Raw genomic sequence first — 19,113 nt, forward strand, 5'->3', positions numbered from 1 at the left:
TTGCTACCTTTAGTTGTCTATTAACAATTATCTCAATTGAAGCAGCTTATTTAGTACCTTCCCGTAACGATATCAATATCACCATGGACCCTTTGCGGCTATCCGCTCAAATCGTCAGTGGTGTTGGTTTCCTTGGTGCGGGCGCAATATTACGTAGAGATAATGATAATATCACAGGCCTGACTACCGCCGCTATGATTTGGGGCGCAGCAGGAATCGGCATTGCAGTAGGGGCAGGTTTTTATATCGAGGCATTCTTCACTGTAATTAGTGTAATGATCGTTATTGAGCTAATAGCGCCTTTACTAGGTAGATTCGGGCCTAAACGGCTGCGTACTAAAGAAGCGAATTGTACGATCGTCATTACTCAAAAGTCCAAAATTGATGATCTCATTAGATATTTGAATGAAGAACGTATGGAAATTGACCATTTGCATATCAGACAATTCCAGACACCTGAACATCAGTATCATCACGAATTACAATTCAAACTTATGGCACATCCAAAAAAATCTACCTCTACACTCTATATAGAACTCACTACACTTTCCTATGTAGAATCGGTAGAACTCGTTATTTATCCATAATAAAAACGCCAAGTCGACGCGACCTGACGTGATCGACTGAAAGCAAACTCACTCGCAAGCTTTGCTTTCAGTCTTTTTATTCAATTGACATTTTACTACAGTAATTACAAACTAGCTTTCAATATAGTTAGAACTTCTTCCTTAGATAATTTAGCAAATCCACCAACCGGACCATTCCCAGCAGCTTTTTCTGCTATCAACTCTAATTTAGAGTCATCAATATTATAATCCGCTAGTGTGACAGGTGCGCCAATTCCCTTCCAATACGCGCTTAAACGGTCGATTCCTTCTGTTGCAACCTCTTCATCCGTCTTATCAGCTGGATCTACTCCGAACACATTCACAGCCAACTGTACAAAACGCTGTGGATTTTTTGGGAGTGTCTGCTTCATCCAGTGCGGGAATAAAATCGCTAAGCCACCAGCGTGAGGAATATCGTAGACAGCGGATATGGCGTGTTCGATATTATGCGTACCCCAGTCCCCTCTTGTACCCATCGATAGGAAGCCGTTCAATCCCCAAACGCCCGCGAACATCATGGATTCCCGAAGCTCGGTATTCTCAGGATCTTTCACCAGTTGCTCTCCAGTCTTCATAACGGAACGTAATGCTGCTTCGCAAATTTCATCTTGGAACGACGCATTGTCTGCAGTGTGGAAATATTGCTCGAAAATGTGCGACATTGTATCGACTATACCGTTGACTGTTTGATCAAGTGGTACTGTCAATGTGTATTTCGGATCCAAGATAGAAAACTTCGGATAATTTAACGGTCCACCCCAACCATATTTCTCCTGTGTCTCTTCGTTTGTAATAACAGATCCTGCATTCATTTCTGAACTAGTTGCAGTGATCGTCAGCACCGTACCGAACGGCAGTGCTTCTTTAGGTGTTGCTTTACCTGTTACGAAATCCCATGGATCACCGTCGTATTTTGCCGCGGAAGCAATCAACTTTGTACAGTCGATTACAGATCCTCCACCAGCTGCGATAATTACATCAATATTATGCTCTTTACAAAGGTCCGCGCCTCTTTTAGCAGTCGACAGCCGAGGATTCGGTTCAACGCCTGGCATGTCTACTACTTCAAAATCATGATCAGTCAACAATTTCATTATTTCATCATATAAGCCATTGCGCTTAATGCTGCCACCACCATATACTAATAATGCCTTTTTACCGTATTTTTCAAGTTCTTTAGGTAAATGTTGCAGTTGATCTTGACCGAAAATTAGCTTAGTCGGGTTATTGAAAATAAAATTATCCAAAATTGTACGCCTCCTTCTTCTTACTCTCTATTATGAAAAAGATGTATTTACGTTGCAAGTATAGTGTTCTAAAAACAGGATATACTTTTTGATAGGAGGAGATAATATGGAAACACTGCAAAAAGTTACGTTAGCCATTGCGTTAATCGGTGCATTAAACTGGGGTGTTGTCGGGATTTTCCGTTTTGATGTCATCGCCCAATTAACGGAAGGCGCCTATCAGCCACTAGCACGCTTCCTTTATATTGTGATCGGATTATCTGGTCTCATGGCGCTACAAGTTCTCTTTACGTACTGGCGAAGGGAAGAAGAACCGAAATCACCAGAAGAAATTCGTTCCGCCTCATCTATCGAACAAACCTAAAAGGCATCTCCTCACACTTGAGGAGATGCCTTTTTGTATTCTTATACCCATCCACGGAAACGACTTGCTTCCGCTGTTTTGCGTGCACCAATCATATATGCCGCTAAACGCATATCGATATTACGTGTAGTTGCAATGTTATACACATTTTCAAATGCCAGAACCATCTTTTCTGTCATTTTTTCACGTACTTCATCTTCAGACCAGTAATATCCCATATTATTTTGAACCCATTCGAAATACGATACCGTTACCCCACCAGCACTAGCCAATACGTCTGGTACTAATAGGACTCCGCGATCTGTTAGGATTTTTGTTGCTTCTGAAGTAGTTGGACCGTTAGCTGCTTCCACTACGATGTCTGCTTTAATATTATGGGCATTCTTTTCTGTGATTTGGTTTTCGATTGCAGCTGGAACTAGAATATCACATTCCATTTCAAGCAATTCCGCATTGGTAAGCGTATTGTCGAATAATGTAGTAACTGTTCCGAAACTGTCACGACGATCGAGTAGATAGTCGATATCTAAACCATCCGGGTCATACAATGCACCGTATGCATCGGAAATACCGATTACTTTCGCGCCTGAATCGTGTAAAAACTTGGATAGGAAACTACCTGCGTTACCGAATCCTTGAATGATCACACGCGCACCCTTCATATCGATATTACGACGTTTTGCCGCTTCGTTAATAATAATTGTTACACCTTCAGCTGTTGCGCGCTCGCGGCCATGTGAACCGCCAAGTACGACTGGCTTTCCTGTAATGAAACCAGGTGAGTTAAATTCATCAATTTTACTGTATTCATCCATCATCCATGCCATGATTTGTGAATTCGTAAAGACGTCCGGTGCCGGAATATCCTTTGCAGGTCCCATTACCTGACTAAGTGCACGCACATAGCCACGGCTCAAACGTTCTAATTCACCCATCGACATTTCTCGCGGATCACATATAATACCGCCTTTAGCACCGCCATATGGCAAGTCCACAATTCCTGCTTTTAGTGTCATCCACATAGAAAGCGCCTTCACTTCATCAGCACTTACGTTAGGATGGAAACGAATTCCACCTTTTGTTGGTCCGACTGCATCATTGTGTTGTCCGCGGTATCCGGTAAATACTTTTACTTTTCCATCGTCCATACGGATAGGAATACGCACTTCTACCATAAGAAGTGGTTCTTTCAGTAGTTCGTACATTCCTTCATCATAGCCTAGCTTTTCAAGTGCTTCTTTTATAACAACTTGTGTAGACGTAAATAGATTCAGGTTTTCTGTCATTGTATGGCTCGCCTCTTTGTTTGTTATTGTCTTTCACGGACACATTATAACACGAGCATATTCAAACATCCACATATCGATTCCAAATCGCCTTTGATTTTTTCAAGCGATCAAAACTCGGCGATAAAGTGCTGCTTACTTGCTAAATACTGTGCGGATTTTTTCCAATGCCCAATCTAACTCCTCTTTAGTAATGGTCAATGGCGGAGCAAAACGGATTACGGTATCATGTGTTTCTTTACATAATAAACCAAGTTCTTTTAGTTCTTCGCAATACGGACGTGCTTCTTCCGTTAATTCCATTCCAATAAATAATCCACGTCCACGTACTTCTTTGATTGCAGGATGAGAAAGTTTTTTTAGTTCATCCATAAAGTAGTTCCCCAATTCTTTAGATCGCTCCGCAAGCTTTTCGTCTTCCAACACTTCAATTGCGGCTAAGGATACTGCGCATGCCATTGGGTTCCCACCGAATGTAGAACCGTGAGATCCTGGATTAAATACACCTAAGATGTCCTCATTCGCGAGTACACAGGAAATCGGGAATACGCCTCCACCCAGTGCCTTCCCGAGGATGTACATATCCGGTGTGACACCATCATAGTCACAAGCAAACATTTCACCTGTACGACAGAGTCCTGCTTGAATTTCATCTGCAATAAGGAGTATGTTTTCTTTTTTACACAGTTCAGATGCTTCTTTCATGAATCCTTCAGGAGGAATCATGATGCCCGCCTCTCCTTGGATCGGCTCAATTAGGAACGCAGCAGTATTGGAAGTAATAGCCGCTTTCAACGCCTCGATATCCCCGTACTCTACTAATTTGATACCAGGTAGCAACGGACCGAATCCTTTTTTATATTCGGGTTCCGATGACAATGAAACTGCGCCAAGTGTTCGGCCGTGGAAGTTCCCTACACATGCGATAATTTCTGCATGATTGCCCGCTACACCTTTCACATCATATGCCCATCGTCTGGCGGCTTTTAAAGCAGTCTCTACTGCTTCAGCGCCAGTGTTCATAGGTAACACCATATTTTTACCTGACAGTTCTGCCATCTTTTCATACCACGGGCCCAATTGATCGTTATGGAAGGCACGTGAAGTTAGCGTGACACGATCTGCTTGGTCTTTTAGCGCTTGAATGATTTTCGGATGGCGATGCCCTTGATTGAGTGCAGAGTAGGCAGCCAGCATATCCAGATATTTATTACCTTCAGGATCTTTTACCCAGACACCTTCCGCTTCAGAAATTACGATCGGTAGCGGATTATAGTTATTCGCACCATACTTTTTCGTTTTTTCAATAACATTTGTCGTTTTCGTCATATCCGTTCACTCCTTTGAATTCAGTTTAACGAGTTATAGCATCTCTGACGTAGTTTTTCCTTGCATATGCAACTGCAAGTAATCAGGCCCGCCAGCTTTTGAATCCGTACCGGACATATTGAAACCGCCAAATGGTTGGTATCCAACGATAGCGCCTGTACAGCCTCTATTGAAATATAGATTACCTACATGGAAGTCTTCACGAGCTTGCTCAATATGGTGGCGATTTTTCGTGATGACCGCACCTGTTAGACCGTAGTCTGTGTCGTTTGCAAATTCAATCGCTTCTGTAAACGACGAAGCCTTTGAAAGTGCCACAACCGGACCGAAGATTTCTTCTTGAGAAATACGTGCATTTGGATCCACGTCTGCGAAGACAGTTGGCGCTATGAAATAGCCCTTTGAATCATCGCCAGTTCCGCCAGCGATGAGACGTCCTTCTTGTTTACCGATTTCAATATAATCCATGATTTTATCAAATGCCGCTTGATCAATAACTGGACCCGCTGTGTTATTTCCATCGACTGGATCACCCCATTTGTATGCCTTCGTGAGCTCTTCTACGCGCTTTACCACTTCATCATAGACATCTTCATGAATGATAGCACGAGAACATGCCGAACATTTTTGGCCACTGAATCCAAATGATGAGGAAACGATAGAACGCGCAGCCAATTCCAAGTCCGCTTCATTATCAACGACTATCGTATCTTTACCGCCCATTTCTGCAATTACACGTTTCAGCCAGATTTGACCGTCATGTACTTTTGCCGCACGTTCGAAAATGCGTGTACCTACTTCACGTGAACCTGTGAACGAAACGAAACGAGTATCTTTGTGATCGACCAAGTAGTCACCAATCTCAGAACCCGATCCTGGGATGAAGTTGACGACACCCGCTGGCATGCCCGCTTCTTCCAACACTTCGATAAACTTATACGCAACGACTGTTGCTGTAGAAGCCGGTTTCAACAGGACTGTGTTTCCTGTGACAAGCGCACCTACTGTAGTCCCTGCCATGATTGCAAATGCGAAATTCCACGGTGAAATGACAACACCTACACCAAGCGGTACATAATCGAATCGGTTATATTCACCTGGTCTGCTCTCCACGTGCATACCTTCTTTTAGCGTAAGCATTTGACGAGCATAATATTCCATGAAATCGATACCTTCCGCTACATCTGCATCCGCTTCATTCCACGGCTTACCTGCCTCTTTTGTCAGTAACGCGGAAAATTCAAACTTGCGGCGTCTGACGATGGCAGCTGCTTTAAATAATACATCAGCACGGAATTCTGGCTTGATCTTCCTCCACGTCTTGAATGTTTCTTTTGCGGTAGTCATCGCTTGCTCTGCTAAATCGCGACTAGCTTGCGAGACATTACCAATCACTTCTTTTTTATCAGAAGGGTTAGTGGATGCTAGTTTCTTATCTGTCATTATGCGTTCACCGCCGATAATTAGCGGATAATCTTGCCCAATATAACTTTCTACAACTTTCAAGCCTTCTTCATACGCTTCGCGGTTTTCTTTAACTGTAAAATCTGTGAATGGTTCGTGTTTGTATGGAATCATTTGGAATCAAATCCTCCTTTATAGTTAGGAACGCAAAATTAATTTGCGTTTGGTAACGTTTACATTTATAATGATGCAAGAAAACGTTGCACATTGCAAGTGTTTTCTTGTAATTATTTTTAAATTCTATTAATTTATTAACCGAAATCCGATACGCACTAGGTTAGGAAGGTGTTTCAAATGAGAAAAGATGAAAATATATTGAATACATGCAATCAGTTTGCTGTAGATCATGCAAATATCGGTATACATGCTGTAGATCATTCAGGACGAACGATTGTCTATAATCGCAAAATGAAAGAAATCGAAGGATTGAATCTTGAAGATATACAAGACCACTCTATTTTGGAGTTATTTAACTTTGATAAGACCGAAAGCACGTTATTGAAAGTATTGCAAAGTGGAGAGCCACAATTGCGTGTTAAGCAGAAGTACTGGAATACAAATAAAGTAGAAATCACGACGATGAATGACACCTACCCTATTTATGAACAACAGGAATTGATTGGTGCAATTGAGTTCGCTCAAGATATTACGGCATTGGAAAAATTCGTTTTACAACCATTGCGTAAAAATCGTGGCCCAATTACATTCAATCAAATCACCGCTCAATCATTGGCCATGAAATCGGTTATTTCCACTGCCGAACAAGCAGCAGCGGCTGACTTGCCAGTTTTATTGATTGGAGAAACAGGTGTGGGGAAGGATAATCTTGCCGAAGCGATTCACTATGGTTTTGCAGACAACGAGCGGATTTTCCACACATTTCATTGTCTACATGCTGATACAGATATCATCCAGCAACTCGAAGAAACTTTGCAACAACAACCGCCTATGACGTTATTCTGCGAACGAATGGATACTTTATCGATTTCATTACAACAGGCATTGCTCTTCGTTTTGCAGAAAACACCCGCCCATCAATTCATCGCGAGTATCGGGGATGACCCAGTCGAGCTGATCGCGTCAGGCACATTGCTAAAGGAGCTCTATTATTTTTTCGCGTCTTTCGCCATCAGGATCCCTCCACTACGGAAGCGCCCAGAAGATATCATTCCTTGCGCTGAAGCGTATTTAAAGATCAGAGTGGAATCATTAGGAACAGGACTGACGAAAATCGATGACAAAGTGAACGAGTTACTTCTTGCATACGATTGGCCAGGAAATTTGCGAGAGCTCGAGCTACTCCTGGACGAAGTTTCTTCCATGCATACAACAGAAGATACGCTGACTCAGGATATGTTGCCTTTGCAATTTAAAATGAAGGTCGAGGCAATAGCTAATGACGCATCACAACCAAGTGACTTTATCGTGCAAAGTGACTCTAAACTGTTGCCGTTTGATCAATATTTACGAGGAGCCGAGAAGTATTACCTTCAAAAAGCAATGGAGTTGCATGATCATAACATTACGAAAACTGCCAACTCCCTCGGTATGAGTAGACAGAATTTGCAGTATCGGTTGAGGAAATTGAAAGAGTAAGTAATAATGCACGGTTCTACTAGTAATGATGAAACTCACTACAAATTCCAAGGAGCCATTTAACGTCGAAACGATTCCGAAAACAAAAAGGACTGTCGCAAAAGTTATAAAAACTTTTGCGACAGTCCTTTTATCAACGTCCGGATTGCTCAATCCAATCCTGCAGTTTATCTTTCAGTGAATTAAAACCATCAGCGTCTTGCTGATCCACACGTTCTTGCAATGATTGACGAGAACGAGAGTGATTCAAGTAAGAACTTGGTGGCTCCTGTAATGCACGAATCGACAAGCTGATTTTACTAGCTCCTTCGTCCACATCTAATACTTTGACGTGAACTTCTTGCCCAACTTCCAAAAAGTCATGAATATCTTTAACAAATCCATACGTGATTTCAGAGATGTGCACTAAACCTTGCGTTGAAGCATCCAGCGCTACAAACGCACCGTATGGCTGGATTCCGGTAACTTTTCCGGTCAGCTCATCTCCTACTGCAAATTTGTGAGACATGCAAAACAGCTCCCAATCTAAAGTAGTATCTAGTCTGCCACTATGGCCGCTTCAAAGTATACCATATTTCGAAGTTTTGAACAAAAAAGAGCCATCTGAATAGAAGGCTCTGAGTATTTAATACTGCACAATTGAATGGGCTTCATATTTAACAGCAATTAGTTTATAGGATATGTCCATACAGTTCTCTAAAGGTATCCATATTTCATGGGTATGCTCATAGACATCACGAATATATTTGGCTAAGTCTGCTGGATGATCTACACGATGAAGCTCCGTCACTATTTCAGCAATTTCTGCACCATACGCATACTCCCCTTCTTCAAATGGATCCCATTGTTTAAGAAGTGAGACTGCTTTTTTATTCATTTCCGTGGTTTGCATGATTCGTCACCTGATTTGTTTTTCTTTTAATCATAGCACAACAGGTAGCAAGAAAACAGTTAGAGATATTTTGGCAGTTTACGAGACCGATGAATAAAAAAGAACATCCCGATCAATCGATGGGATGTCCTGTATTTTTATGTTGTTGTCGTTCTTTTAGAATACGTTGTTCCAGCTCTTTCGTTTCTTCTTCCTGCTGTTTGGATTTCTTAATAATCCAACGAAATACGAACAGCATAAGCGTCATAAAGATGACGAAAGAAATTGCTGCTGGGATGTATTCTGATTTATCTTCAGGAAAATAAAGAAACGGCATCAATAGAACGAAGTCCATGCTAGTTTCCCCCTACGAATCAAATCCGCTTACTTTTGGATGATTTCAATTGATTCAATTTTAATTTCTTCATTTGGCTTATTGTCGCGGTTCGTTTTCACGTTAGCAATTTTGTCCACAACGTCCATTCCTTCTACTACTTGACCAAATACAGAGTGTTTCTGATCCAAGTGAGGTGTTCCACCGTTTGCTTCATATGCATCCGCAATTTCTTCAGGCCATCCGCCATTTTTCAATTGTGCCGCTGAAGCGCCTGCAAGTGAAGATGCTTGTACGATGAAGAATTGGCTACCATTTGTGTTGGGTCCAGCGTTTGCCATAGATAGCGCGCCACGCAAGTTGAATAAATTCATTGTAAACTCATCTTGGAATGTATTGCCATAGATACTTTCTCCGCCCATTCCTGTTCCAGTTGGGTCTCCACCTTGAATCATGAATTCAGGAATCACGCGATGGAAAATAATACCGTCGTAATAACCATTTTCTGCATGAGTCAAGAAGTTTTCAACTGTTTTTGGAACTTGCTCTTTAAAAAGCTTTATTTTGATAGGCCCCATTGTGGTGTTCATCGTAACTAGTGCTTCGTTTTCTGCTACTTCAGTCGATAGTTGTGGATACATGATATTCCTCCTCAAATTTACGTGCTTGTTCAATTTGCTGCATGTTTTGTGTATGAAAACAGTCTATCATATATGCTAGCAAAATTCGATAATTGTAACTGTGACAGTTAGTTGACAAAGTTTAATTTACTGAGAAAAAGCGCAATCTGAGGACAGCGCAACGTTGATCTATCTATAGGGATATGCGAGTTCGCTCATTCATTTTTGTAGGTGCTCATTGCTCTGTAGCACTCGTGGTCCATTGCTGGGGCGCTCATAAATTCGTGTAGGCGCTCATTGTTTTTGCGTAATCGCTCTATTGCGTGAGATATCCGCTCTATCGTGGGACGTATCCGCTCATACTTGCGGGTTATGCGATCTATCAGGCCGCTTAAGCGCTCATTGTCTTGCAGCACTCGTGGGCAGTCGCTGGGACGCTCATAAATTCGTGTAGGCGCTCATAATTCATGCGTAACCGCTCTATTGTTAGAGATATCCGCTCTATCGTGGGCCGTACCCGCTCATACTTACCGGTTATGCGATCAATCAGGCCGCTTAAACGCTCATAGCCCTCTGCGTTTCGACTGCTCTTGAATTCGAAAAGCCAATATACGTCCCTCAGCCGGATCGAAAATTGCAATTCACTCTCCTTTTACGTGTAAGCACTATGTTTCCTTCGACTGTCGAATTGTTTTATACTGATACTATCGAAACATTACAGGAGGAAGGCGGTTCAACGTTGAGTCGACATAAGAAAAACTTCATTATCATCTGGATCACGAACTTTCTTGTAGCAGGTACGATGACGATGATTATGCCATTCCTGTCGTTATATATTGAAACGTTTGGGGATTATTCTGATGCATATGTCCAGAAGTGGGCAGGATTAATATTTGGTGCTACGTTTATTACCGCGCTGGTCATGTCACCTATTTGGGGACGTTTTGCGGATCGTTTCGGTTTTAAACCTATATTGCTTATTAATGGTTTCGGGATTACGGTTTCAGTCTTTTTGATGGGCTTTGTCAATTCCGTAGAAATCTTTTTCGTATTGAGATTTCTGATGGGCCTAGTGACAGGTTTCTTACCGACTTCATTAGCTTTCATTTCATCTCAGACTCCTCGGGAGAAAGCGGGTAAGATGCTCGGGACGCTGCAAATGGGTGGTGTCGCGGGAATGTTATTCGGCCCCGTTCTTGGTGGTCTTATGGCTGATACGTTCGGTTTTGAGTATACGTTCATTATCACGTCTATTTCCGTAGTGATCGCGACGCTGCTTGTACTATTTGGAATTAAAGAGGAAGCACGGGTGAAAGCGAAGAAAGTAGCGAAGTATTCGCGAAAAATTATTTTAGGTGGCTTGTTTAAACACCGTCTGATGATCAACGTCATGCTGGTCACGACGTTGATCCAAGTCGGGAATTTCAGTATTCAGCCGTTGCTGTCACTCTACGTGGCGGATTTGACCCATGCTGCAACCAATGTTGCGTTCCTTGCTGGACTGACGTTCAGTGCAACGGGCCTCGGCAATTTACTATTCGCTAGGTATTGGGGGAAAGTTGGCGACGATGTTGGATACGAAAAAATTCTTGGGCTACTGCTCATCATGTCGTTCGTTTTCATTATTCCACAGGCATTCGTTACGTCACTTTGGCAACTGGTTTTGTTGCGGTTCTTATTTGGGATCTCGACAGGCGGTATGATTCCACTTACGACAGCGCTTGTTCGTCGTGAAGCGCCACTGGAAGTACAAGGTGAGGTTATGGGATATAACACGAGCTTCCGTTTCCTTGGTAATATTATCGGACCTATGTTTGGTGGGATTGTCAGTGGGTATATTGGGATTCCTGCAGTTTTCATCGTGACAGGTGTATTGTTCATAGTCGGTTATTTGTTCTTATCTATGGCAGTGCGACGACCTACACAGGATTTCGAGCACTTCTTAGAAGACCGGCAAGGTGAAGCGAATGAACACGCGTAAATATAGCTACGTAACCTTTTTATAGGTTGCGTGGCTTTTTTATTTCCTTTTGATTCAGGCGACAGTTGTCAAGATATGTTATATTTTTCTATAGCTACGTGACAGTACAGGAGGCTAGTCAGTTGAAACAAACGGTTGCATTAGTGATTACGCTTGCATGCGTTCCGCTATTATTATTTATTCAAAATCAAATCCACGAAGAAACCGTACAGACGAAAACATTGCATACGGCGATTCGTGACACAGTGAAGTTGGAAGTACCTACTATGACCTCCCCTATTCAAATGAAAGACCGTAACGGGACTTTATTTGCGGAAGAATATACCGAATGGAGACAGCCCATTCATTTGCAGGATATGACTTTTTTCACGCGGCAGTTATTTTTGAAAAGTGAAGATCGAACGTTTTATGAGCATCGCGGCTATGATATCGCGGCAATCATTCGAGCTTTCACGATTAACGCGGCAGCAGATGCTAAACAACAAGGAGCTTCGACCATTACACAGCAAGTTGTCCGGATGCGCTATTTATCGACAGAGAAAACGTATGAACGGAAGTTTAAAGAGCTCTTCTTTGCAGCAGAATTAGAGAAGCAATCGACAAAAGATGAAATTCTGGAAATGTATTTGAATGAAATGTATTTCGGCAATCAAGTATACGGCATTGGTGGCGCTGCAACCTACTACTTCAGTCGTCCTATCGAGAAATTGCATGAGGCGGAAATTGCGTTTTTAGCGGCCATTCCAAATAATCCATCACTTTATAACCCAATCAAGCATTTTGACCAAACGAAAGAGCGTCAAATACGACTGCTTCAGGTTATGCTCGATCAACAAGTCATTACACAAGAGCAATTTGAGGCGTACAGGACGTTTCCGATTCAATTGAACGTCAAGAAAAAAGAACAGTTTCACCCAATGTACAGCACGTACGTATTGGAAGAGTTGAAAAAACTGATTGCGCAGACGGAAGGGCTTGACACGTCGATGAGTAAAGCGAAGACGCCAGAAGAACGGCAACGCTGGCAAAATGAAATCAATCGTCGTACGCGAGAAGTGATCGGCAAAGGCGTGACAATCGATACGGCACTGGATCAACACAAGCAACAACATGATGAAAATCGCCTGAATGCGCTCATTGGAACGGGCGGTGTGCAAGCAGGGGCTGCTGTCATTGACAATGACACGCGGGAGATCATCAGTCTATATGCCGGTGCACGTTATAAAAAAACTGACTTCCATCGTGCGTATCAAGCAGTGCGACAACCAGGGTCCGCAATCAAGCCATTGCTTGTCTATGCACCGTTTTTTGAAAGTGGTCCGTATCATGCGGATACCCCTGTCAACAGTAGTGATATTTGTATTGGGGGGTATTGTCCGAAAAACTTCGGCAACTATCAGTTTGGAACGACTACGGTACGGGAAGCATTCCGAAATAGTTATAACTCGACGGCTGTACGTTTATTGCAACGTGTAGGAATCGACGAAGCATTCTCGCATTTAGCACCTTTCCACTTCCAGCATATTGTTGAGGCTGACCGTTCTTATCCGGCAGCGCTTGGTGGCTTTTCTAAAGGCGTCACGCCATTAGAACTTGCTGGAGCAACTACGAGCTTTATCGACGGGATGTACTTGCCGCCTCGTGCGATTCGTTCGGTAAAAGATCATAAAGGGGAAGTCTTGTATAAATGGAAGGACATGTCAAAGGCGGTCTGGTCCCCTTCCACCGTCCATAGCATCCGCTCGTTGATGAGAGAAGTTGTCGTCAACGGTACTGGCGAAGGAATTGCGTATACAACAAGCTACACCGGAGCGAAAACAGGAACGACTGATGCGTTTAAAGATTTGTGGGCTATCGGTATGAATGATCGCTATACGTCAGCTGTGTGGATCGGTTACGACAGACCGACACCAATTCCACGTCTGCGCGACCAAAAAGTTCACTTACGGGCATTTTCCTCGACGATGCGACCATAAAAGCCTTGCCAAGTCCGTTAGTTCGGATCCGCAAGGCTTTTCCATTTATTTGACTGGATTGGTTAACGGAATACTGGCGAGTAGCCCGTTGTATAGACGGATAATGATATACACAAGCCCCGCCACGAGAACACTCCAGATGATAATCTGGAAGAAAATCAAACCCACGGTATGCGTCAGTGGCATAAATGGACTTAATTTGTACACGACATAAACAAAATACACGAATGAAGTAATGAGGAAGATCAAGACGAGGGCCTTCCATGATTGGATACCTATTGCTGAAGCAAGTGCACCGACAAAGTAAATGACTACACCGGATTTGGACGCGCTATAGGATGCATCCGCTTCTTCTTTCAAGAAAAATAATAAGGCCGTTTCATGTATAGTGACAGCAATTAGTTTTAGCGCTGCAAATAGCATGAAGAATACTAATGAATACATCGTCAATAAAAAGATACGTAACTGAAAATCTGATAAAAACTCTCTCATACCTTGATAGAGACCGATTTCCTTAAAAAGAATTAATGTCTCTCCAACACTATAGACACCAAAGGTCAAACTGAATAGCAAGACCGTAACAAATGGTAAATAGCTGAACAAATATGGATTTTTCATAATACCCCCAAAAAATATTTTTTCATCATCCTAATAATATAAGAAGGAAGTCGAATAAAGCAATAATTGGTCAACTGTCGTCTATGCAATTTGAAATGTTTTACGCTATACTAACAAATACGCCCACGCTTATGCCTTGGGAATTGAATATGTGAAGAACATGGTTGGAAGGAGGATTCTCTTGGAATTCGTGTTATTGATTTTTTTACCTGTAGTCTTCGCAATACTTGTTCCTTTTGCTTATAGAAAAGTTAAAGGAATACATACAGGTTGGTTTGTTTTATTAGTCCCTCTAGTGTTATTTAGCTATTACCTGAGCTTTTTACCGCTAGTCATGGATGGTGGTCATGCTATTTCTGAAATGAAATGGATTCCGTCACTTGGAATTGCGTTTACTTCATACATAGATGGTCTTAGTTTATTATTTACGCTATTGATCACCGGAATCGGTTCGTTAGTCGTCTTGTACTCTGTGTTTTACATGGATAGGGAGAAAGAGGATCTCGGTAGCTTTTACGTCTACTTACTCATCTTTATGACCGCTATGCTCGGAGTCGTGCAATCTGACAACACGATGACACTTTACTTGTTCTGGGAGTTAACGTCCATTTCGTCCTTCTTATTGATTGGTTTCTGGTACACGAAGGACAAGTCACGTTTTGGCGCATTGAAATCGATGATGATTACGGTGTTTGGTGGATTAATGATGCTCGGGGCATTCATTTTACTCAGTATCATGGGGGAAACATTCTCCGTTCGGGAATTAATTGCCCAAGCTCCTGATCTACTGAATCAACCGTACTTCACTCTGGCATTAGTATTACTCTTGCTTGGTGCCTTTACGAAGTCAGCACAATTTCCATTCTATATCTGGTTACCAGATGCAATGGAAGCGCCCACACCAGTCAGTGCGTATTTACACTCTGCCACGATGGTGAAGGCGGGCATTTATCTGGTCGCGCGATTTACACCGATTTTCGGCTCAGCGTCCACTTGGATCTGGCTCGTTACAGGAATTGGATTGTTGACGCTGTTCTGGGGTTCATTATTCGCAGTAAAACAAACTGATTTGAAAGCGATTTTAGCATTTTCAACAGTCAGTCAACTTGGTTTAATCATGTCGTTACTTGGCGCTGGCGCTATTTCATACCATACGACCGCAGCCATGTTCAGCTTCGCGACGTATGCAGCAATCTTCCACTTGATTAACCACGCAGCATTTAAAGGTGGGCTCTTCATGATCGCAGGTATTATTGATCATGAAACCGGTACCAGGGATATTCGTAAGCTAGGTGGGTTAATGAGCGTCATGCCAATCAGCTTTACTGTGGCTGCGATTGGTTCATTGTCTATGGCTGGCTTGCCTCCATTCAATGGATTCTTGAGTAAAGAGATGTTCTTGGAATCTATGGTAGCACTTCGACATTTTGAGTTATTCAACTTCGATACGTGGGGTATTATGTTCCCAATCGTCGCTTGGGTGGCTAGTGTGTTTACGTTTACGTACAGTATGTATTTTGTATTGAAAACATTTATTGGACAGAAGAAGTTTGAACAATTGCCGAAGCAACCGCATGAAGCACCGATTGGGATGCTACTTGCACCGATGATTTTGGCCACAATCGTCATTGTCGTGTTCTTCATTCCGAATGTCGTCGGGAAGTGGATTATTAAGCCGGCTGTCATGGCGGTTCAACCGACATTGTATGCAAGTCCATCCGCTATCGACATTCATGTCAAAGCATGGCATGGATTTGGAGCTGTTGGCTTATGGCTAACCATTGGGGTAATCGTATTCGGTACGTTACTTTACTTGACCATTCCGAAATGGCAACCACTTTATCGTATCCAACCTGATCAGCTATCGCTAAATAACGGTTATGATGCGATGATGCGCGGAAGCGAAAAAGGTATGAATCGGGTGTCTCGCCTTTATATGACAGGCAAGATTCGGACATACTTATTGTATATGTTCGCATTTATGTCCGTTACGATCATTGCGTTGTTGTTTATCAAGGATGCATTCGTTGTCGATATGAACAGTTTCGCAGCGATTACATTATATGGTTCTTTAAATGCGATCGTGTTACTTGTATCTGTTGGATTTGTCGTGTTTGCGAAGTCTCGTCTTGCTGCGATTATCGCGCTTGGCGGCGTCGGGTATTCCGTCGCGTTATTCTTCGTCATCTTCAAAGCACCTGACTTAGCACTGACACAGCTTGTCATCGAGACAGTATCCGTTGCGTTGTTCTTACTGGCATTTAAGCATTTGCCGGCACTCAGCACGCACGGGGAAACGAAAAGCAATAAAATGGTCAATCTGATGGTTTCATTGAGTGTAGGGGTGATGGTGACTTTGGTCGCCCTATCCAGTCATTCACAAAAAATGATTCCTTCGATTTCCCAATACTACAAAGATACGGTGGAGACGGAAGCCGCTGGCGGAAATATCGTCAACGTCATTCTCGTGGATTATCGTGGATTTGATACATTATTTGAGATCGCAGTTCTTGCTATTGCTGGGATCGCGGTACTTGGCATGATTCGCTTGCGTGTATCGAGAAAGGAGCAGACTGATGAAAACAAATGATGTTATTTTACAAACCGCAGCTAAAGTAGTGTTTTTCATCATCTTCCTGTTCTCCATACACATCTTTTTTGCAGGTCATTATGCACCGGGCGGAGGTTTTGTCGGCGGCTTGTTGACGACAGGTGCGATTTTGCTGCTGTTGTTGGCATTCGATATACGGACAATCCAACAAATTCTTCCGTTCAACTTTACGGTAATGACTGCCATTGGGTTATTGCTTGCGTTAGGTACAGCGGCGGGTTCCATTTTCTTTAACGTGCCATTCTTTACACATGCATTCGGTGATTTTGACTTGCCGCTGTTCGGGCATACATCTCTGCATACAGCGATGTTGTTTGATAGTGGAGTGTACTTAGTTGTCGTTGGTTCCGCCATCACGATTATTCAATCGATTGGAGGCGATGACTGATGGAATTTATCCTATCCATTCTCATCGGGGTATTATTTACGGCAGCCGTCTATTTGATTTTATCCAGAAGTTTATTAAAAGTGATTTTAGGTACTGGTTTGCTTAGTCATGGAGCCCACTTGCTCATCCTCACAATGGGTGGACTTAAAGGTTCGGCGCCACCTGTCGTACTAGATGGTGTGACGGATTTTGCAGATCCCCTGCCTCAAGCATTGATCTTAACTGCGATCGTCATCAGTTTTGGTGTGACGGCGGTCATGCTAGTTATGGCATATCGTATGTATGATGTGCACAGAACAGATAATATGAATGAATTGAGAGGGAATGATGAACATGATTAATCTTCTTTTATTTCCGATCATTATTCCTTTCTTTTTCGCGATGATCTTAATGTTTTTTAAAGAGCAAGTGGTCGTCCAGAGAGTGTTGACACTGATCGGATTAGCTTTCAGCCTTGTTGCTTCTTTCTGGCTTATCGCGACAGTGAAGACAGAAGGAATCCAAACCGTGACACTTGGGAGCTGGCCTGCGCCATTCGGTATTACGATGGTGTCAGACATGTTCTCCGCCTTGCTCGTCACGACGACGATTATCATTACCATCTTTGTCGTCATCTATAGCTTTTCATCCATTGGTGTAGAAAGAGAAAGATTTTTCTACTACCCTGCCATTTTGTTTATGATTACAGGAATCAATGGTGCCTTTACAACAGGCGATATTTTCAATATGTTCGTATTTTTCGAGGTGCTACTGATCGCGTCGTATTTGCTTATTGTACTTGGCGGCGAGAAGCGGCAGCTTCGTGAATCTATAAAATACATATTGGTGAACGTCATTTCATCTGCTATCTTTGTAGTTGCAGTAGCGTACTTGTACTCTATTATTGGCACTTTAAATATGGCGGATATTTCGGTGAAAATTGCTGAGATCAATCAACCGGGGATTATTTCTGTTATCGCGATTTTGTTTTTAATCGTCTTCGGAATAAAAGGGGCTATCTTCCCTTTGTATTTCTGGTTACCGAATTCGTACGCTGCACCTCCAATACCTATTCTTGCATTGTTCGGTGCCCTACTCACTAAAGTAGGCGTTTATGCCATCACGCGTACGTATACGTTGTTTTTCGTACACGACATTGGGTTTACGCACCAGTTTTTGATGGTTCTATCGTTACTCACTATCATTGCAGGTTGTATCGGGGCTCTCGCGTATTTCGATCTGAAGCAAATCATCATTTACAACATCATCATCGCAGTAGGTGTCATCTTGTTCGGCGTAGCGCAAATGAATACGTCTGGACTAGAAGGCGCGGTTTACTATTTACTTCATGATATGTTGATCAAAGCTGCATTGTTTGTTTTGATTGGTATTGTGATTTATGCAACTGGCACTTCGAATTTGCGGGAAATGGGCGGCCTAATTAAAACCCATGCAACACTTGGTTGGACGTATTTAATCGCTGCATTCGGTCTCGCTGGTATTCCTCCGTTAAGTGGATTTCTTGGGAAAGTGCTCATCACAAAAGGTGCGTTTGAAGCGGATCATGTGATCGGTAGTATCATAATTTTAGTTTCTAGCTTAGTTGTGCTACTGTCTGTCATTCGGATTTTCATTTATGCATTTTGGGGGCCTCAGAAGAACGAGTTGCCTATTCGCGATCAACGTACGTACCGTCAAATGATGTTCCCGGCTATTATGCTAGTACTCATTACGGTAGCATATGGCGTCGGTGCTGAATGGCTTATGCCATATATGACGGATGCAGCGGATGTACTGGCTGATCCATCCATCTATATAAATGCGGTGTTAAAGGAGTAGAG

18 protein-coding genes (1 of these 18 only partly in view) are annotated in these 19,113 nt (G+C 42.6%); 9 read left to right on the forward strand and 9 right to left on the reverse strand.

Annotation, left to right across the window (positions count from 1 at the left end; translation table 11 throughout):
• Window positions 1-587, forward strand: partial view of an MgtC/SapB family protein gene (locus SporoP17a_RS04375; RefSeq protein ID WP_083032880.1) — the 3' portion only. It extends 136 nt beyond the left edge of the window; only the last 587 of its 723 coding nucleotides appear in the window; the start codon falls outside the window, past its left edge; it ends in the stop codon at window positions 585-587.
• Window positions 588-691: 104 nt separating this feature from the next.
• Here the strand turns inward: SporoP17a_RS04375 and SporoP17a_RS04380 are convergent, their stop codons facing one another.
• Window positions 692-1,855, reverse strand: coding sequence for an iron-containing alcohol dehydrogenase (locus SporoP17a_RS04380; RefSeq protein ID WP_083032883.1), 1,164 nt, complete (start codon window positions 1,853-1,855; stop codon window positions 692-694).
• A gap of 106 nt (window positions 1,856-1,961) precedes the next feature.
• On the opposite strand from SporoP17a_RS04380, the gene SporoP17a_RS04385 reads away from it, so the two are divergent.
• A complete protein-coding gene (locus tag SporoP17a_RS04385; RefSeq protein WP_083032886.1) occupies window positions 1,962-2,219 on the forward strand; it encodes a DUF378 domain-containing protein in 258 nt (85 codons plus the stop codon).
• A 41-nt stretch (window positions 2,220-2,260) separates the two neighbouring features.
• Here SporoP17a_RS04385 and SporoP17a_RS04390 read toward each other — a convergent pair whose 3' ends face one another.
• The 3 genes from SporoP17a_RS04390 to pruA form a co-directional block, all read right to left on the reverse strand.
• Window positions 2,261-3,505 carry a Glu/Leu/Phe/Val family dehydrogenase gene (locus tag SporoP17a_RS04390; protein ID WP_083032889.1) on the reverse strand — a complete coding sequence of 415 codons (1,245 nt, stop codon included), beginning with the start codon at window positions 3,503-3,505 and terminating at the stop codon, window positions 2,261-2,263.
• Between the two features lie 135 nt (window positions 3,506-3,640).
• Window positions 3,641-4,834, reverse strand: a complete 1,194-nt coding sequence (locus SporoP17a_RS04395; RefSeq protein WP_083032892.1) for an ornithine--oxo-acid transaminase — start codon at window positions 4,832-4,834, stop codon at window positions 3,641-3,643.
• Between the two features lie 33 nt (window positions 4,835-4,867).
• On the reverse strand, window positions 4,868-6,412 hold the full coding sequence (pruA, locus tag SporoP17a_RS04400; RefSeq protein ID WP_083032895.1) for an L-glutamate gamma-semialdehyde dehydrogenase: 1,545 nt from the start codon (window positions 6,410-6,412) through the stop codon (window positions 4,868-4,870).
• 180 nt (window positions 6,413-6,592) lie between these two features.
• Between pruA and SporoP17a_RS04405 the strand changes: the two genes are divergently transcribed.
• A complete protein-coding gene (locus SporoP17a_RS04405; protein ID WP_083032898.1) occupies window positions 6,593-7,894 on the forward strand; it encodes an AAA-type ATPase lid domain-containing protein in 1,302 nt (433 codons plus the stop codon).
• A gap of 133 nt (window positions 7,895-8,027) precedes the next feature.
• On the opposite strand, the gene yugI is transcribed toward SporoP17a_RS04405, so the two are convergent.
• The 4 genes from yugI to SporoP17a_RS04425 all read right to left on the reverse strand — a co-directional run bounded on the left by yugI (window position 8,028) and on the right by SporoP17a_RS04425 (window position 9,740).
• On the reverse strand, window positions 8,028-8,402 hold the full coding sequence (yugI, locus tag SporoP17a_RS04410) for a S1 domain-containing post-transcriptional regulator GSP13 (protein ID WP_083032901.1): 375 nt from the start codon (window positions 8,400-8,402) through the stop codon (window positions 8,028-8,030).
• Between the two features lie 117 nt (window positions 8,403-8,519).
• Entirely contained in the window at window positions 8,520-8,786 is a 267-nt protein-coding gene (locus tag SporoP17a_RS04415) for a DUF1871 family protein (protein ID WP_083032904.1), read from the reverse strand.
• Window positions 8,787-8,898: 112 nt separating this feature from the next.
• Window positions 8,899-9,120 (reverse strand): hypothetical protein, encoded by a 222-nt coding sequence (locus tag SporoP17a_RS04420; protein WP_083032906.1) that lies wholly within the window; start codon window positions 9,118-9,120, stop codon window positions 8,899-8,901.
• A gap of 29 nt (window positions 9,121-9,149) precedes the next feature.
• Complete coding sequence (locus tag SporoP17a_RS04425; RefSeq protein WP_083032909.1) at window positions 9,150-9,740, reverse strand: peptidylprolyl isomerase; 591 nt, start codon at window positions 9,738-9,740, stop codon at window positions 9,150-9,152.
• Between the two features lie 718 nt (window positions 9,741-10,458).
• Here SporoP17a_RS04425 and SporoP17a_RS04430 point away from each other — a divergent pair.
• A complete protein-coding gene (locus SporoP17a_RS04430) occupies window positions 10,459-11,700 on the forward strand; it encodes an MFS transporter (RefSeq protein ID WP_156890521.1) in 1,242 nt (413 codons plus the stop codon).
• A gap of 122 nt (window positions 11,701-11,822) precedes the next feature.
• Entirely contained in the window at window positions 11,823-13,676 is a 1,854-nt protein-coding gene (locus SporoP17a_RS04435) for a transglycosylase domain-containing protein (RefSeq protein WP_083032914.1), read from the forward strand.
• 45 nt (window positions 13,677-13,721) lie between these two features.
• Here the strand turns inward: SporoP17a_RS04435 and SporoP17a_RS04440 are convergent, their stop codons facing one another.
• Window positions 13,722-14,294 carry a YufK family protein gene (locus tag SporoP17a_RS04440; RefSeq protein ID WP_083032917.1) on the reverse strand — a complete coding sequence of 191 codons (573 nt, stop codon included), beginning with the start codon at window positions 14,292-14,294 and terminating at the stop codon, window positions 13,722-13,724.
• A gap of 181 nt (window positions 14,295-14,475) precedes the next feature.
• Here SporoP17a_RS04440 and SporoP17a_RS04445 point away from each other — a divergent pair, with 181 nt between their 5' ends.
• Genes SporoP17a_RS04445 through SporoP17a_RS04460 form a run of 4 tightly spaced genes read left to right on the forward strand, consistent with a single transcriptional unit; the run spans window position 14,476 to window position 19,111 of the window.
• Complete coding sequence (locus tag SporoP17a_RS04445; RefSeq protein ID WP_083032920.1) at window positions 14,476-16,884, forward strand: Na+/H+ antiporter subunit A; 2,409 nt, start codon at window positions 14,476-14,478, stop codon at window positions 16,882-16,884.
• Window positions 16,871-17,293: a Na(+)/H(+) antiporter subunit B gene (locus tag SporoP17a_RS04450; protein ID WP_083032923.1), complete on the forward strand. Its 423-nt coding sequence runs from the start codon at window positions 16,871-16,873 to the stop codon at window positions 17,291-17,293. The genes SporoP17a_RS04445 and SporoP17a_RS04450 overlap by 14 nt, the downstream gene beginning before the upstream one ends.
• A complete protein-coding gene (locus SporoP17a_RS04455; RefSeq protein WP_083032926.1) occupies window positions 17,293-17,634 on the forward strand; it encodes a Na(+)/H(+) antiporter subunit C in 342 nt (113 codons plus the stop codon). The genes SporoP17a_RS04450 and SporoP17a_RS04455 overlap by 1 nt, the downstream gene beginning before the upstream one ends.
• Entirely contained in the window at window positions 17,627-19,111 is a 1,485-nt protein-coding gene (locus tag SporoP17a_RS04460; protein WP_083032928.1) for a Na+/H+ antiporter subunit D, read from the forward strand. The genes SporoP17a_RS04455 and SporoP17a_RS04460 overlap by 8 nt, the downstream gene beginning before the upstream one ends.
• Window positions 19,112-19,113 lie beyond the last annotated feature (2 nt).

Origin of the sequence: Sporosarcina ureae (assembly GCF_002082015.1) — a bacterium.
Taxonomy (GTDB): domain Bacteria; phylum Bacillota; class Bacilli; order Bacillales_A; family Planococcaceae; genus Sporosarcina; species Sporosarcina ureae_A.